The organism is Algibacter sp. TI.3.09, assembly GCF_038154905.1.
In the GTDB taxonomy this organism is placed as follows: domain Bacteria; phylum Bacteroidota; class Bacteroidia; order Flavobacteriales; family Flavobacteriaceae; genus Algibacter.
Map to the genome: position 1 here is coordinate 1856596 of NZ_JBAKAN010000001.1, position 16704 is coordinate 1873299.

Genomic DNA, 16704 nt, shown 5'->3' on the forward strand with positions numbered 1-16704 from the left:
AAACTTATACCCTTTTTTTTGGTTTTTTAGACGTTCTTTGTAAAAAAACAAATAGCCTTGAATTATTTAACAGTAGAAAACATATCGAAATCTTACGGAGAACTTACACTTTTTGAAAACGTTTCTTTCAGTGTCCACAAAGATCAAAAAATAGCTTTCGTGGCTAAAAATGGCACGGGTAAAACCTCTATTTTAAATATTCTTTCAGGAGATGACGAACCTGGTTCTGGTAGCGTAACTTTCCGAAAAGGTATTGCCGTTTCTTTTTTATCTCAAGACCCTAAGTTTGATAAAAACTTAACAATTGAAGAAACTATTTTCGCTAGTGAAAACCCAATTTTAAAAGTGATTTCGAATTATGAAAAAGCACTTCTAAACCCAGACGATACAGACGCTTACCAAGTCGCTTTTGATGCTATGGAACGCCATGAAGCATGGGATTTTGAAACCCTATACAAGCAAATCCTTTTTAAACTTAAATTAGAAGATTTATCCCAAAAAGTAAGTATACTTTCTGGTGGACAGATAAAACGTTTAGCGCTAGCAAATGCCTTAATAAACAAACCAGATTTACTAATTTTAGATGAGCCAACAAATCATTTAGATTTAGAAATGATTGAGTGGTTAGAATCCTTTTTTGCTAAAGAAAATATTACACTTTTTATGGTAACGCACGACAGGTATTTCCTTGAACGTGTTTGTAATGAAATTATAGAATTAGACGAAGGTCAAATTTTTAATTACAAAGGAAACTACTCATATTACCTAGAAAAAAGAGAAGCTCGTATAGAAAATGATGCCATAGAAACCAACAAAGCTAAGCAACTTTTCAAAAAAGAGCTTACTTGGATGCGTCGTCAACCAAAAGCACGTACTACAAAATCTAAATCTAGAATTAATGATTTTGCCGATATAAAACATCGTGCGCACCAACGCCGTAACGATCACGAAGTTCAATTAGAACTAAACATGGAACGTTTGGGAAGTAAAATTTTAGAATTTCATAAAGTATCAAAAAGCTTTAAAGACAAAACAATTCTAGATAACTTTAACTACATGTTTCAAAAAGGAGAACGTGTTGGTATTATCGGAAAAAACGGAACAGGAAAAACAACATTTCTAAATATATTAACCCAAACTGCTCAGCCCGACTCTGGTAAAGTTACCAAAGGTGAAACTGTAAAATTTGGCTATTATACTCAAAGCGGAATTACTATAAAACCAGAACAAAAGGTTATAGACGTTATTCGTGAGTTTGGAGATTATATTCCGTTAAAAAAAGGAAAGCAAATTTCTGCACAACAACTTTTAGAACGCTTTTTATTCAGTAGAAAAAAACAATACGATTTTGTTGAAAAACTAAGTGGTGGTGAGCGTAAACGCTTGTACTTGTGCACCATTTTAATTCAAAACCCAAACTTTTTAATACTAGATGAGCCTACCAACGATTTAGATATTGTAACACTAAACGTACTAGAAAGTTTCCTTTTAGATTTTCCCGGTTGCGTAATTGTAGTAACTCACGACAGGTACTTTATGGACAAAGTAATCGATCACTTATTTGTTTTTAAAGGCGAAGGTGAAATTGAAGATTTCCCAGGTAACTACACCGATTACCGGATTTACGAGGACAGTCAAGATGTTATTTCCGCAGCTGATACCGAGGATAAAAAAGAGAAAAATGCTTGGAAAAAAACGGATGCAAAAAAACTTTCTTACAACGAAGAAAAGGAATTAAATAACATTGAAAGTAAAATAAAATCTTTAACGTTTGATAAAAAAGAACTAGAAGCAAAATTTAATAATCCAGATTTAACACCCGACGAAATAAATGCACTTTCCGACAAGCTTCAAGTTATTATTGATACCATAGAAGAAAAAGAAGAACGTTGGTTAGAGCTTTCAGCAAAACTTGACGATTAACAACCACATTCAACTATATATTCCCATAAGCTCAACAAACTTATGGGAATTAAAATATTAGTGTTTTTTAAACGCTTTAACACCAGCCTCTACTCGGGTTTTTAAATAATTAACACGAGGTACAACCGGGCAAGAAAAACGCTCATTATAAGCGCAATATGGATTGTAGGCGCTATTAAAATCTATAATTACGGTATTAGATTCTGGGATTTTCATATCGAGATAGCGACCACCACCATAACTTTCCAAACCATTAGTTTCATCTAAAAAAGGAAGAAACAGATAATCTTCAAAACCTTCTTTATTCATTAATTCCTGTCCTTGATAAACATTTAAACTAAACGTTTCTCCTTTCAATTCAAAAGTCAAAACGCCATAAACACGCTCTTTAGAAACACGGTCTGTTGTAGTTTTCATATTAAACCATTCGGCATTTTCAACACGTTTAAATTGAGCTGTAACAACATAAGTAGAATCAAATTTAAAAAACTCTAAACTTTCAAACACCTTTCTGTCTTTGTCTTTTAGTGGTGATGTAGAAGCATCTTTATACTCTGCATTTATTGTTTTTTGGAATTCCGTTTCCCCTAAAATGGGACGTTTATTTTGCCCGCAACTAAAAACAGACATTAAAACTACAGCCATTAACATTAAATTCTTCATTGTTTTTATGGATTAAAAGATGGGTTTATATTGGTATTATAAGATTGCATTAAACTGTTAGAAAATTCGCCAAAAGCATCTTCATCTGCTAGAGATTTAATTTTTTCCGGGTCAAAATTCCCTTGTAAATAATAAGCTGTTGTTTCGTTTTCTGTACTATTAAAGATAATAGCATCGGTTACCACTACGCCTAATTCTTTTACTGAAATTATACGCGTATTAACTACATCATTCTTTCTAAAAACATCGGTATAACCACTATTAGTTACGGCATTCATTTCAGCAATTAAACTCTCACGTTTAAACTTACTAAGCGCATCAAACTTTATAAATTTCAAGTCTGATATATTACCGATAGCATGTTTTACTTCAGGTGAAATTTGACTTAAAACTGCTTTCATAAAATTAGGAACTTGAAAAGATGTGGTTCCCATATCTGCTTTATGATTGTTATAAAACCCTTGAAAACTACTACCACACGATACCAGTAAAAAGCACAAACTTAAACCTATGTATATTTTCTTCATTTTTAAATTATTTCATTTCAAAAATACAACTTAAGAAAATTTTAAATACATTTGACCAAATAAATTATCAATAATGCAAAGTAACGTCACTATTTATAGAAAGTTATGGACCTCTCGCTATAAGGGAACAGGTTGGGCTTGCTCTATGTTGTGATGATATAAACATATATTATTTTCAGTATTTTAAAAGTCCGACTTCGCAGTCGGACTTTTTTGTTTTCCAAAATTTCAAATTCCATCAAAAATATATTTCTCAAAAGTTGCTCTAACTAAGCAATTAAAATCAATAAAAATGAAAACACTATTTAACAACTACATCAACACATTTAAAGGCTTATCGCACGAAGTATGGTGGCTTGCTCTTATTACTTTAATAAACAGAGCTGGCACCATGGTTATACCGTTTTTATCGCTTTATCTCACCGAAAATCTAGATTTCACTTTAAAAGATGTTGGATGGATTATGAGTGCCTTTGGTCTTGGTTCTGTGGTTGGATCTTGGCTTGGCGGACAATTAACCGATAAAATTGGTTACTACAAAGTAATGGTTAGAAGTTTAATTTCAACCGGGGTTTTATTTATTGCGCTTCAATTTCTAAACACCTTTGCAAGCTTTTGCTTTGGTATATTTTTAGTGATGCTCGTTGCCGATATGTTTCGTCCGGCCATGTTTGTTGCACTTAGCGCATACAGCAAACCTGAGAACAAAACACGATCGGTAACCTTAATTAGACTTGCTATAAACCTTGGTTTTTCGGTAGGTCCAGCAGTTGGCGGTATAATAATTACAACACTAAGTTACGGTGGTTTATTTTGGGTAGATGGCATAACTTGTATTTTAGCAACAGGTTTACTTATTAAAGTTTTACACCCTAAAAAAGCTAGAGTATTAGATACAGTAAAAAATGAAAACCCAAGCTCTGCATATCACGATAAAGCATTTTTGATATTCTTAGTCGCTATGGTATTATTTGGCATTGTATTTTTACAGTATTTTTCTACCATGCCTTTGTACTACAAAGATATACATCACTTAACAGAGTTTGATATTGGAATTCTTTTAGGTATGAATGGTTTTGTTATTTTCCTTTTAGAAATGCCGTTGATAAAATGGCTAGAAACTACCAATTTCACCAAATCTGGTCTCATGGTTTTCGGTACCATATTGCTTGGTATAAGCATCCTAGTTTTAAACCTAACCGCTTGGACTGGTGTATTGATAATTGGTATGTTGTTTATGAGTTTAGGTGAAATGATTACGTTTCCTTTCTCGAATGCTTTTGCGTTAGATCGTGCAAAAAAAGGAAATCAAGGTGAATATATGGCACTCTATTCCATAGCTTTTTCTATTGCTCATATTTTTGCACATAACGCAGGTATGCATATGGTTGACGATCTAGGTTTCGATAATACGTGGTACATTTTTACAATGCTAGCCGGCTTTTGCGTACTTTTATTATTCACTTTAAGTCGATATTTAAATACACAGAAAAAGAAAAGACTAGCATGAATTTAAACCAAATAACCATACCCTCTATTAATGTTGAAAAAGCAGTAGAGTTTTACATTATTTTGGGATTGAAGCTTATTGTAGATTCAATTCCAAGATATGTACGTTTTGAATGTCCAGATGGTGATGCGACGTTTTCAATACATCAAGAAGAAAAATTACCTAAAGGAAACGGGATAACTATTTATTTTGAAGATGAAAATCTAGATGATTGGGTAGAAAAACTTGTTAAGAAAGGTATTATTTTTACTGAATTACCAAATGATAAACCTTGGCTTTGGCGCGAAGCGCATTTGAAAGATCCTGATGGCAATAATATTATTTTATTCTATGCAGGAGAAAACAGAAAAAATCCGGCTTGGCGCATACCTTCCTAAATGTAAATTAAAAGGCTTAAATCGGCTTAATTTCTTTTTGTTTAATAACACGAGACAGTACAATTTGTGTTTTCGTTTCGCCGTAACTTATCAATTGATCAATAAAGACTTCTAAGTGTTTATTATTTTTTAGAACCACTTCCATTACAATGTTTTCGTCGCCTGTAATACGGTAACAATTCACCACTTCATCATACGTTTTAACCTTTTCTAAAAAAGGCTTTAATTTCCCCATAAAAGCACGAAGCGTAATGATGGCTTTTAATTGATATCCCATTTCAAAAGGAGATACTATGGCTTTATATTCTTCTATAACACCAAGGTCTTCCATTTTCTTAATACGCTCGGAAACTGCTGGCGAAGTTATACCAACTTGTCTGCCAATTTCGGCGTTAGACATGCGTGCATTTTGCTGTAAACACTTTAAAATCTTACTATTAAGTGCATCAAACTTCATTTAAAAGAATTTTAACTATAATAAATTAATATTTAAAGCAAATATACGTTTTTACTTTAAAATCTAAAGAGAAATGTAATTTCTTGTCGCTAAATTTGATAAAATTGCTAGAGGTAAAAATAATGACATCTAATACCCCATCAAATCTATCGGAATTACCGGTTTATAAAAAAGCCATTGAGATTTTATCTTTATCTCAACGTATTTCTATGTATTTAAATCACGATTTATCGGGTTTAAAAGCCGATGGAACAGAAGATGCAAATATTTATTTTTCTGGAGATATTATTCAGCAATCGGTATCACTTGTTCCCGAGATTGTAAATGCTGAGTTAGAACGTTATTCTGAAAGAAAATACAAGCATATTGCATCTTTAAGACGATTAACAAATATGCTTTATAAAAACTCGTACCGTTTAGAAAAATCTGACAGTAATGGTAAAGACTTTTTACCTATTTTACGTAGCGAATTAAAGAAATTCAAAAAACTTCAACGCAGTTGGTTACTTACTTTGTAATTATTTGCTTTTTATATTTTTAGTTCACAAAGACATCATTATATTTACGCCCGATTTAAAACCTCAAATGCGCACGTGGCGGAATTGGTAGACGCGCTGGCTTGAGGGGCCAGTATCCGTTTTAGGATGTGGAAGTTCGAATCTTCTCGTGCGCACTTTATTATTATTTCTACCTAAATATTCAACTCACTACATGAGTTGGTTTTTCTTCTAAAAAAGCTTCAATATTATCTGCTGTGGTTTGCATTAATCGTGCTCTAGCCTCTTTTGATGCCCAAGCAATATGTGGCGTAATAATACAGTTTTTAGCATTTAACAAAGGGTTATCTGCTTTTATAGGCTCGCTAGAAACAACATCTACAGCCGCTCCGGCTAGTTTATTGTTATTAAGAGCATTTTTTAAATCTTCTTCTACAATTAAACCGCCTCGAGATGTATTTATCAAGAACGCGCTATCCTTCATTTTTGAAATAGAATCCGAATTTATTAATCCTTCTGTATTTTCAGTTAATGGGCAATGCAAACTCACAAAGTCCGATTGCTTAAGCAGCTCATCTAATTCAACATATTTTAAAGTTTCCGATTCCAATCGTAAATCTTGACTTCGATTATAAGCCAAAATATTTAATCCAAAAGCTTGCGCCATTTTTGCTGTAGCCTGCCCTATTCTTCCAAAACCTATTATACCTAAGGTTTTACCTGAAAGTTCTATAAGTGGTGAATTCCAAAAACAAAAATCTTTAGACTTCGTCCAATCGCCATTTTTAACGGCTTTATTATGGTCGCCAACATGATGGCACAATTCTAAAATAAGTGCCATAGTAAACTGCCCTACGGCCTGTGTACCATAAACCGGAACATTAGACACCACAATACCTAGATCTTTAGCAGCTACCACATCTATAACATTATATCCTGTTGCCAAAACACCAATATATTCAAGGTTTGGAGCTTTCTCTAAAACCGCTTTTGGCAAAGGTGTTTTATTGGTAAGCACTATTTCAGCTTCACCTATATGTTTAATAATAGTGTCGTGATCAAAAGTTGTTCTATCATGCACTTCTAAATCGCCAAAGGCTTCAACTGCTTTCCAACTTAAATCTCCTGGGTTTAATGTGTAACCGTCTAGAACTACTATTTTCATATCTTTTTGCTCTTAATTTCTTTCAAAAATCATTCAACTATAAAACTATAAGAAAATTATAATAACAGCAACTATTTCAAAATATATCACAAAAAAAAAGAGTAACGCCTAAACGTTACTCTTTTTAATATATAATGTAGTAAAAGCTTAAGCCAATACTTCTTGTACTTTATCTGCAGCTTCTTGAAATTCTGTAGCACTCATTACTGCTAAACCAGAGTTATCAATTAATTCTTTTGCAATATCAGCATTGGTACCTTGTAAACGTACAATAATTGGCACGTTAATAGTTCCCATGTTTTTATAAGCATCAATAACACCTTGAGCAACACGATCACAACGAACAATACCACCAAAAATGTTAATTAAAATAGCTTTTACAGCTGGATCTTTTAATATAATTTTAAATGCAGCTTCAACACGTGCAGCATCTGCAGTACCACCAACATCTAAAAAGTTAGCTGGCTCACCACCTGCTTGCTTAATTAAATCCATAGTTGCCATTGCTAAACCAGCACCATTTACCATACAACCAACGTTACCGTCTAGGTCTACATAGTTAAGGCCAAGTTCTCCTGCTTCTACTTCAATAGCACTTTCTTCACGTACATCACGTAAAGCTAAGTAATCTTTATGTCTGTAAAGTGCATTATCATCGATAGTCACTTTAGCATCAACTGCCATTATTAAGTTATCACTTGTTTTTAAAACAGGATTAATTTCAAATAATGAAGAATCAGATTTTACGTAAGCTGTATAAAGATTAGTAACAAATTTTGTCATTTCTTTAAACGCTAAACCAGATAACCCTAAGTTAAATGCTACGCGTCTTGCTTGAAATGGTAATAAACCTGTATTTGGATCTATTTCTTCAGTAAAAATTAAATGTGGAGTTTCTTCTGCAACAGTTTCGATATCCATTCCACCTTCAGTAGAATACATAATCATGTTACGACCTGTACCTCTATTTAATAAAACAGATACATAAAATTCGCTAGTTTCAGTTTCACCTGGATAGTAAACATCTTCAGCAACTAAAACCTGGTGTACTCTTTTACCAGCAGCAGACGTTTGAGGTGTTACTAAGTCCATCCCAATAATTTGTCCTGCAATTTCTTCAACTTCTTTAAGGTTTTTGGCTAATTTTACTCCGCCACCTTTTCCACGACCACCTGCATGAACCTGTGCTTTAATCACGTGCCAGCTTGTTCCCGTTTCCTCAGTTAATTGTTTTGCGGCAGCAACTGCCTCCTGTGCATTTTGAGCAACCATACCACGTTGGATACGTACACCAAAACTGCTTAATATTTCTTTACCTTGATATTCGTGTAAATTCATAATCTGCTTGATAATTTTAAGTGCAACAAATGTAAATAATCGTTGGTAATTACACTAATTATTTTATGCGGAAATTATCATTTATCCATTTTTCAGTGTTAAATAATTAACAAAATGTTTAATTTGTATAATTTTTACTTTATTTATTTTTTATTGAAGCAAAAAAAATATCTTTGACAAAAATTATAAAAACCATGCAAGAGAGTCAATTGCTTAAAATTGCCAACGAATTTGGCAGCCCTGTATATGTTTATGATGGTCATAAAATTGAGAATCAGTATAAACGCTTAACTAGTGCTTTTAAAAATGTTAAGAAGTTAAAACTTAATTATGCGGTAAAAGCATTATCAAACATTTCTGTTTTAAAGCTTTTACATAGTTTAGGTTCTGGTATTGATACCGTTTCTATACAAGAGGTGCAATTAGGTTTAGCTGCTGGTTTTAAGCCTGAGCAAATTATTTTTACACCAAACGGAGTTTCTTTAAACGAAATTGAAGAAGCTGCTAAATTAGGTGTTAAAATAAACATTGATAACCTTTCTATTTTAGAACAGTTTGGTGCAAAACACCCAAACACACCGGTTTGTATTAGAATAAACCCACATGTTATGGCTGGTGGAAATGCAAATATTTCTGTTGGACATATTGATTCTAAATTCGGAATTTCAATTCATCAAATACCGCACATTTTACGTATTGTTGAAAATACTAAAATGAATATTAACGGTATCCATATGCACACCGGAAGTGATATTTTAGATATTGAAGTGTTTCTTTATGCAAGTGAAATTTTGTTTGAAACGGCAAAACAATTTGATAATTTAGAGTTTATCGATTTTGGTTCTGGTTTTAAAGTGCCTTACAAACCAGGCGATATAGAAACTAATATTGAAGAATTAGGAAAAAAACTTTCAAAAAGATTTAACGATTTCTGTAAAGATTACGGTAAAGAATTAACCTTAGCTTTTGAGCCAGGTAAATTTTTAGTAAGCGAATCGGGTTACTTTTTAGCGCAAGTAAATGCGGTAAAACAAACTACATCAACTGTTTTTGCACAGGTAGATTCTGGATTCAACCACTTAATCCGCCCCATGTTTTACGGATCGCATCATGAAATTAGTAACATTTCTAACTTAAAAGGTCGTGAACGTTTTTACACCGTGGTAGGTTACATTTGTGAAACCGATACTTTTGGAAATAACAGAAGAATAAACGAAATAAATGAAGGTGATATTTTAGCCTTTAAAAATGCAGGCGCTTATTGCTTCTCTATGGCAAGTAACTATAACTCACGTTTACGCCCTGCAGAAGTTTTATGGTACAATGAAAAAGCACATTTAATTAGAAAAAGAGAAACTTTTGATGATATTTTACACAATCAAATAGCTGTCGATTTTTCTGAAAAAAAAGAAACTGTAGCCGCTAAATAAGTTACTGTTTATAAAATTTTAAATCCGTTTTAAGGTAAATTTATCTTGAAACGGATTTTTTTATTCAAAAAAACTATTTTTATTAAGGTTTTCGAGCAAAATCACGCTATTTTTGGAGACAAACAAATATTTTTCAATGGATTTTACAAACCCTTTAGTATATGGAGTTCCTTGTTTTTTAGGACTCATATTATTAGAACTCTCATACAGTAAGCATCGTAAAGAAGAACGAAGTCAAAAATTATACAACTGGAAAGATCTAGGTGCCAGCCTTACCATGGGTATTGGTTCTGCGGTATTAGCTCCACTTACAAAAACTATTGCGGCTATTGTACTTTTTAATTATGTATACGAAGTTTTTAACCCTTTAGTAGATGGTGTGCGCACTAATATTATGGGATACGAATCTTTTGGTTATGCTTGGTATATTTGGATAATTTGTCAATTATTAGACGATTTTAGTTATTATTGGTTCCACCGTCAAAACCATAATGTTCGTTTTTTATGGGCGGCTCACATTGTGCACCACTCATCAGATAATTTTAATTTAGGTACAGCCGTAAGAAACGGTTGGTTTACTATTTTATACAAACCATTTTTCTACATGTGGATTGTTGCTATTGGCTTTCCGCCAGAAATGCTCGTGGTTTGTTTAGGTATTGAAGCCCTTTGGCAGTTTCAATTACACTCTGTTTATATTCCTAAAATGGGAATTATAGAAAAATTTATGAACACACACACCATGCACCAAGTACACCATGCTCAAAACTTTGAGTACATGGATAAAAACCACGGTGGATTCTTAAATATTTTTGATAAAATATTTGGGACTTGGAAAGAACTAGATGAAAATATAGAAATAAAATACGGTGTTACACATGCACCAAACTCATACAATCCTTTGGTGATTTTAACGCACGAATACAAAGATATCTGGAACGATATGAAAAAGTCGAGTAACTGGTATCATAAATTTATGTATGCATTTGCTGCTCCTGGTTGGAGTCATGATGGAAGTTCGCTTACCATTAAGCAACAAAGAAAACTATTAGAAAAACAAAACCTGAAAATTTAATTTTCAGGTTTTGTTTTTTTATATAAAATGTAAATACGAATATTTTATTATTGCTTCACAAATTTTTGAGAGAACACACCTTTATCTGTAGCGATATTTGCAATATATAAACCAGATTGTAACTGATCTACAGCTAACTTTCTTTGGTTAGTTTTTACGTTTAAAACTTGACGACCAGAAAGATCTACTATTGAAATAGACTCTACTTCTGCCTTAACATTAATGTTTAACTCTTCTTTTACAGGGTTAGGTAAAATAGAAAATTCTACTTGACTTAAAGTTTGATCGTTTAAACCAAGGGTACTAGTTGTTAAGCTTTCAGCTGTTTCAAAAGTTTCATTATCAAAGAAATCACTCGAAATATCTATACGAGTTGTTCTAAAAACTAAATCTCCATTATCCTTATAGTAATAATAAGATGTTTGCTCTAAATCTGCAACCTTAATCGGGAATGGCAACCCATCAGGAATCATATATAATTCTAAATCTTGTACAAGATTCAGTCGAGTAACTCCTCCTGTAAAATTTTCGCCTGTTAAACCACTTATATTTACATTTAATGTTCCTTGAGCATCTACACTTCTACTCATAGTACCTGTAAATGTTCCATTGTTACCGCTAAAAGAAAAACTTCCTGCTATATCATCAGCATTAGGATTATAGGCATATGCTAAGGGAAAACTTCCTATTTCTCCTTTATCTGTATAGACAAGATTTACTCCGTTGCTCTCAGCACCAGTAAATGAAATAACTGCACCACTTTTTTCTAAAAAGATTTTACTTACTTGGGTAGTACCAGCATTAGTATTTATAACAGCTGTGGAACCGGGATAGTTAGAAATTGCTGCATCTGTTGTAGAATACTCATCAGATGTATTTTGATTGTCATAAGTAACATTAAAAGTCCAAGTAGCATTTGCTCCTGCCGCACTTTGGTCTGTTGGAGCGCTTACAACAGCAAACTCAGAGCCTGTCGCACTCTCAAACGTAGGTATCGAATTTTGGGAATAGCCCAAACTCGTAACGAGAAGTAATAAAAGTAATTTTAATTTCATAGTAATTTGTAATTTATAGGATTAATTGTAGCACAAACTTACAAAAAACGCCCTCCCCTAAATCGATGAAAAACAGCGTTTCATAGAAATTACAGATTATTTTTTTACTTTTAAAAAAAACTATATTATTATCATTTTTAAAGCGAATAATTAAATAATCTCGCTAAAAAACGCCTTCTAATCACGAATTTTTCCACTAAACAAATTAATATTAGAATTTAATGAATTACCCGAAGCCCGGCGCAGTGTTACCAATTGCCCACAATGCCAAATAGCATCGGAAATTGGTCCGTTTATCATGTTCCAAAAAGGATGTCTTGCTGTATCAAATTCTGATAAATCTTTGCTCGACCTCAAAATATTAGAGGCTTTCTTTAAATTGAATAAAGTTTGCTTTCTTTGATCTTCAAATAACATCTTTTTGTCAACCGTTTTTTTACTTTCTTCTGAAATTGAACTTAGAATAAAATGAGATAAACCCAATATATGCTCGATAGTTTCTGCGCTAGTGCGTCCCAATTCACTTGCTTTATAATCCAAATCTACATCACGTAAACCTTCACTAGCCCAATAATAACGAAATCCAAGAGCATCTATCATTCTTGCTGCTACACTACCTGCTGTGTAATTTTCGATTGGTTCTTCTAGCTCATAATATGGTAACTCCTGTTCTTGCGCCATGGCTCCTAAATTGATTATTAAAAATGAAATAAGAATTGTAAACTTCATCATTTATTTATTGTGTTTAATATCATCACTTGTATCTAATTCACCATCACTTCCTAAAGATTGTAGTTTAAATTCGGTTCCGTTATTAAGAGGTTCATAGTGAAACTCTTGTTTCCACGAATCGAATATTACATTTTGTCTCAACGGATTATTCCTAACAACATCACCAATTTGTTCTGGATATCGACCTATATCTTGTTTTTCTATTTCTAGTATTTTTGCTAATTCAACTATTTTACTACGTGTAGAATCTTGATTAGAATCTGTAAATAGTAATACCCCTGAAATGAATAATATTAAGGAAATAGGAAAAACAATTAGCATTATTTTTTGAGAAGGATAAAGCATGAACTTTTTAGGAAGTCCATGCTCTTTTTCAAATTTGCGCCGTTTTCTTTTTTTAAACCAAAATTTAATATCTTGAAACAAGAGTAATAAATCGACTATTAATTCTGCTAGAAGTAGCCACATTTATTTTTTAATATTCCTTGAGGTATTTATTGGGTTAATGCCGTATTTATCGAACAAATAAACCAAAGATGTCATAGTTGCTGCTCCTAATTCTAGTTCGCGTTTGTTAATAGCATCGAAAGTATCGTTACTAGCGTGATGATGATCAAAATAACGTTGAGAATCTGGACGTAAACCTGCCAATACATTAGTTTCGGTTTTTAACGGACCAACATCTGCTCCACTTCCACCCTTTTCAAAATAATGAATTAAGTAAGGTTTAAATAGTGGCTCCCAGCTTAAAACTTGACTAAAACTAGCATCACTACAATCGAAATTAAAACCTCTAGGTGTAAATCCACCAGAATCACTTTCTAAAGCAAATACATGATTTTCATTTTTTTGTTTAGCAACTTCGGCATATTTTTTTCCGCCACGTAAGCCATTCTCTTCATTCATAAAAAGCACCACTCTTATGCTACGTTTTGGTGTTATTCCAGATTCTTTTAATAATCTTAAAACATCCATAGATTGTACAACGCCTGCGCCATCATCGTGAGATCCATCGCCTAAATCCCAAGAATCTAAATGACCACCAACGACCATATATTCATCTGGAAATTCACTCCCCGTAATTTGCCCGATAACGTTATAAGATTGTACGTCTTTTAACTGTTTACAACTTTGCTTAAAATAGAATTTAATGTCTTTATTAAGCTGTAACATAGTACTTAATAAATTAGCATCGTTAGTACTAATGGCTGCTGAAGGAATACGTTCATCGACTGGTAAATCACCATAAGTCATGCTTCCTGTGTGTGGCAAATCGTCTTGTCTTAAATTCATAGAACGCACAATTACTGCTACTGCTCCATATTTTGCAGCTTCCACAGCACCACTGTAACGTTGATTTACACAACCACCATAAGCTTCGAAAGTGCTAATTAAATCTGCCTGCATCGGGCGATTATAAAATACTATTTTACCTTCGACCTCAGCCTTCCCTAAAGCTTCTAATTCTTCAAAGTTTTTAACCTCAACGATATTAGCTTTTAAACCTAGACCTGGTGTAGCTACTGAACCTCCCAAGGCACAGATGTTCACCGTATTTGTTTTACCGCGTTCGGTTTCTACAAATGCATATTCTTTTGCTCCACGTACCCAACGTGGTACCATTACGGGTTGTAACCAAACTTTATCTAATCCTAATTTATCGAGTTCTTCTTTGGTGTAAGCCACTGCTTTCTCTGCTCCTAAAGACCCTGATAAACGGCTCCCTATTTGATTTGAAAGATGATTTAACCATTGGTAACTTTGTCCGTTTGTTAAAGATTGTTTGTAGATGGTTTTAAGCACATCTTCATCACTTTGGGCAACTAAAACAACAGAACTTAAAGCCATTGCAATTGTTAAAACTCTTTTTAATTTTATCATTAGTAATATACTTTGGTTATTAATATGGATTGGTTATTTTTTGCTAAAGATAATATTTCATCAAAACCGAGCTTGATTGAAAATTATAACTTTTTGTTAATTAACCAGCCGAAATTGCGTTAACGATTGAACGGCCTGTTTAAGCTCCCCGACCAACGGAAGGGAGCGAGTAGTGAAAGCGTTTTAAAACGCCCAAAACCTTTTACTCATTAGCTAATTGAGCTTTATAACTCTCTAAATTAGCCTTAATTTTATCGTTTAATTCTGGCTCTGTGATATCGGTGTATTTAATTAAATTATCGTGTAAAATTTTTGCGACTAATAATCGAGCTGTTGGTTTATCGTCGGCAGGAATAGTGTACCAAGGCGCGTGTGACTTAGAGGTTCTATTTATGGCATCTTGATAGCAGTCTTGATATTTGTCCCATAGTTTACGTTCTTTAAGATCGTCGGGCGAGAATTTCCAGTTTTTTTCAGGCTTATCTAAACGGCGTAATAATCGGGTTTTTTGCTCTTCTTTAGATAAGTTTAAAAAGAACTTAAATATTATGGTACCGTTATCGGCTAGGTGTTTTTCGAAGTTATTAATTTGCTCGAAACGCTTATCCCAAAAGGCTTCATTTACATCGTCTACAGTTTCTATTCCAGGAATATTTTCGCCCAAAATATATTCGGGATGCACTCGAGTTACTAATACATTTTCGTAATGTGTACGGTTAAAAACACCAAATTTACCACGTTGTGGAAGTACTAAATAATGACGCCATAAATAATCGTGACCACGCTCCAAATCGGTTGGTACTTTAAAACTATGGCACTCGATACCACGCACATTAAACTCTTTAAAAACTTCGCGCACCAAACTATCTTTCCCTGAGGTATCCATACCTTGTAAACAGACCAAAACCGCGTGTTTATCGTGCGCATACATTATGTTTTGCCACTCACCCAGTTTTTTACGAATGCTTTTTAATTCACTTTTAGCATCGTCTATTACCAATTTAGTTTCGGAGTTTTTTAGGGAAATATTTGAGGTTACCTTAAATTTATCTATTTCAATATTTTTCATATAACAGTGTTGCGGAAATTAATTTGTATAAATATAATAAAGAATTTATTAAACCACTTACTAACCGAATTTAGAAATAGTGAATACCCCGAATTTTAAGGGCAATACCAAGTATTATCTGTGTTTTCGACAAACGGCACCCTCGACCAAATTGTTTTTAATACTTTAGCCCATCCAAATCCCTATTAAATACCTACTTATTATGAAAACCCTTTTACTCCTACCTATTTTATTTTTAACCTACGCCATGCAGGGCCAAGGAAATTGCGAAGATGCAAGTGCTTACTTAATTAATTCTTACTCGCATGTTAAGGATGCTTACGACTCTAACAATATTAGCCATTTACAATACTATTCGAACCGCTCGGTAGAATCTATAAAACTATCTAAGCAAAATTTAGCAGATTGTAATTGTAAAAAAGCCCTTGATTTAGCTAATCAGGTTTCAGATTTATTAGTTCAGGTAGAATCTGCAACAACAAATGAAGATGGCCGATTTTATGTAAAACGCGCCAGAGATTTAAGTAAACAAAGCGTTATTGAAATTGACAAATGTGCCTACAACAATGCTAATAATATTGAAGTTGAAGAAACACCAACTGAAAATAATGCCTTAGCCAATTTACAAAAAGAACAAGAGCAATTAAAGCATCAACAAGCGGCTTTAAAACTTAAAGAACAAGAAATAAAGCAGAAGTTAGCCGAACAACAAACGGAAGCTTTGGCTTTAGAAAAGAAACAACTTATAGGTAAATACAAACTAGCAATTAGCTCTACAGTTAAAACTTATAATGAAAGTTTAAAATTGTGTAACAACAGTAATACGTTAACAGCTGCAGATACAGATGTATCTCAAGAAAGCATGGAAACTATTAAGACGCATTATATTTCGAGCTTAAAAAAATTAGCTTCAGATTATGTAACGCAGTTAGATTTGTGCGCCAACTAAACCTGTTACTCAAAACTTAAAAACACAGCGCTTCGAATTTATTTTTGAGGCGTTTT

17 protein-coding genes and 1 tRNA gene are annotated in these 16704 nt (G+C 33.2%); 8 read left to right on the forward strand and 10 right to left on the reverse strand.

What is annotated here, in order from left to right; genetic code table 11:
- The first annotated feature begins 57 nt into the window (after positions 1-57).
- Positions 58-1923, forward strand: coding sequence for an ABC-F family ATP-binding cassette domain-containing protein (locus V6246_RS07460; protein ID WP_341559833.1), 1866 nt, complete (start codon positions 58-60; stop codon positions 1921-1923).
- Between the two features lie 57 nt (positions 1924-1980).
- Here the strand turns inward: V6246_RS07460 and V6246_RS07465 are convergent, their stop codons facing one another.
- Together V6246_RS07465 and V6246_RS07470 are read right to left on the reverse strand one after the other, a co-directional pair.
- Positions 1981-2586 carry a DUF1684 domain-containing protein gene (locus V6246_RS07465; protein WP_341559834.1) on the reverse strand — a complete coding sequence of 202 codons (606 nt, stop codon included), beginning with the start codon at positions 2584-2586 and terminating at the stop codon, positions 1981-1983.
- Between the two features lie 5 nt (positions 2587-2591).
- On the reverse strand, positions 2592-3113 hold the full coding sequence (locus tag V6246_RS07470) for a DUF4252 domain-containing protein (protein ID WP_341559835.1): 522 nt from the start codon (positions 3111-3113) through the stop codon (positions 2592-2594).
- 292 nt (positions 3114-3405) lie between these two features.
- On the opposite strand from V6246_RS07470, the gene V6246_RS07475 reads away from it, so the two are divergent.
- Positions 3406-4623, forward strand: coding sequence for an MDR family MFS transporter (locus V6246_RS07475; RefSeq protein WP_341559836.1), 1218 nt, complete (start codon positions 3406-3408; stop codon positions 4621-4623).
- Positions 4620-5000: a VOC family protein gene (locus V6246_RS07480; protein ID WP_341559837.1), complete on the forward strand. Its 381-nt coding sequence runs from the start codon at positions 4620-4622 to the stop codon at positions 4998-5000. Before V6246_RS07475 ends, V6246_RS07480 begins: the two co-directional genes overlap by 4 nt.
- Before the next feature lie 16 nt (positions 5001-5016).
- Here the strand turns inward: V6246_RS07480 and V6246_RS07485 are convergent, their stop codons facing one another.
- Positions 5017-5457 carry an Lrp/AsnC family transcriptional regulator gene (locus tag V6246_RS07485; protein ID WP_341559838.1) on the reverse strand — a complete coding sequence of 147 codons (441 nt, stop codon included), beginning with the start codon at positions 5455-5457 and terminating at the stop codon, positions 5017-5019.
- Positions 5458-5579: 122 nt separating this feature from the next.
- On the opposite strand from V6246_RS07485, the gene V6246_RS07490 reads away from it, so the two are divergent.
- On the forward strand, positions 5580-5975 hold the full coding sequence (locus V6246_RS07490) for a hypothetical protein (protein WP_341559839.1): 396 nt from the start codon (positions 5580-5582) through the stop codon (positions 5973-5975).
- A gap of 69 nt (positions 5976-6044) precedes the next feature.
- Positions 6045-6130, forward strand: a tRNA-Leu gene (locus V6246_RS07495).
- A 26-nt stretch (positions 6131-6156) separates the two neighbouring features.
- Here V6246_RS07495 and V6246_RS07500 read toward each other — a convergent pair.
- Both V6246_RS07500 and sucC read right to left on the reverse strand, forming a co-directional pair.
- Positions 6157-7119 (reverse strand): D-2-hydroxyacid dehydrogenase, encoded by a 963-nt coding sequence (locus V6246_RS07500; RefSeq protein WP_341559840.1) that lies wholly within the window; start codon positions 7117-7119, stop codon positions 6157-6159.
- Between the two features lie 147 nt (positions 7120-7266).
- Entirely contained in the window at positions 7267-8457 is a 1191-nt protein-coding gene (sucC, locus tag V6246_RS07505; RefSeq protein WP_159017992.1) for an ADP-forming succinate--CoA ligase subunit beta, read from the reverse strand.
- A gap of 194 nt (positions 8458-8651) precedes the next feature.
- Here sucC and lysA point away from each other — a divergent pair, with 194 nt between their 5' ends.
- Both lysA and V6246_RS07515 read left to right on the forward strand, forming a co-directional pair.
- Positions 8652-9887, forward strand: a complete 1236-nt coding sequence (lysA, locus tag V6246_RS07510) for a diaminopimelate decarboxylase (RefSeq protein WP_341559904.1) — start codon at positions 8652-8654, stop codon at positions 9885-9887.
- A 136-nt stretch (positions 9888-10023) separates the two neighbouring features.
- The gene (locus V6246_RS07515) at positions 10024-10962 is read left to right on the forward strand and encodes a sterol desaturase family protein (RefSeq protein ID WP_341559841.1); all 939 of its coding nucleotides are present in this window, start codon (positions 10024-10026) and stop codon (positions 10960-10962) included.
- 47 nt (positions 10963-11009) lie between these two features.
- Here the strand turns inward: V6246_RS07515 and V6246_RS07520 are convergent, their stop codons facing one another.
- From V6246_RS07520 to V6246_RS07540, 5 genes are all read right to left on the reverse strand, one after another.
- Positions 11010-12017 carry a T9SS type A sorting domain-containing protein gene (locus tag V6246_RS07520; RefSeq protein ID WP_341559842.1) on the reverse strand — a complete coding sequence of 336 codons (1008 nt, stop codon included), beginning with the start codon at positions 12015-12017 and terminating at the stop codon, positions 11010-11012.
- A 177-nt stretch (positions 12018-12194) separates the two neighbouring features.
- Positions 12195-12749, reverse strand: coding sequence for a hypothetical protein (locus V6246_RS07525; RefSeq protein ID WP_341559843.1), 555 nt, complete (start codon positions 12747-12749; stop codon positions 12195-12197).
- The gene (locus V6246_RS07530; protein ID WP_341559844.1) at positions 12750-13217 is read right to left on the reverse strand and encodes a type II secretion system protein GspG; all 468 of its coding nucleotides are present in this window, start codon (positions 13215-13217) and stop codon (positions 12750-12752) included.
- Positions 13218-14630, reverse strand: coding sequence for a M20/M25/M40 family metallo-hydrolase (locus V6246_RS07535; protein ID WP_341559845.1), 1413 nt, complete (start codon positions 14628-14630; stop codon positions 13218-13220).
- A 202-nt stretch (positions 14631-14832) separates the two neighbouring features.
- Complete coding sequence (locus V6246_RS07540; protein ID WP_341559846.1) at positions 14833-15699, reverse strand: PPK2 family polyphosphate kinase; 867 nt, start codon at positions 15697-15699, stop codon at positions 14833-14835.
- Between the two features lie 202 nt (positions 15700-15901).
- On the opposite strand from V6246_RS07540, the gene V6246_RS07545 reads away from it, so the two are divergent.
- On the forward strand, positions 15902-16648 hold the full coding sequence (locus tag V6246_RS07545) for a hypothetical protein (RefSeq protein ID WP_341559847.1): 747 nt from the start codon (positions 15902-15904) through the stop codon (positions 16646-16648).
- Positions 16649-16704 lie beyond the last annotated feature (56 nt).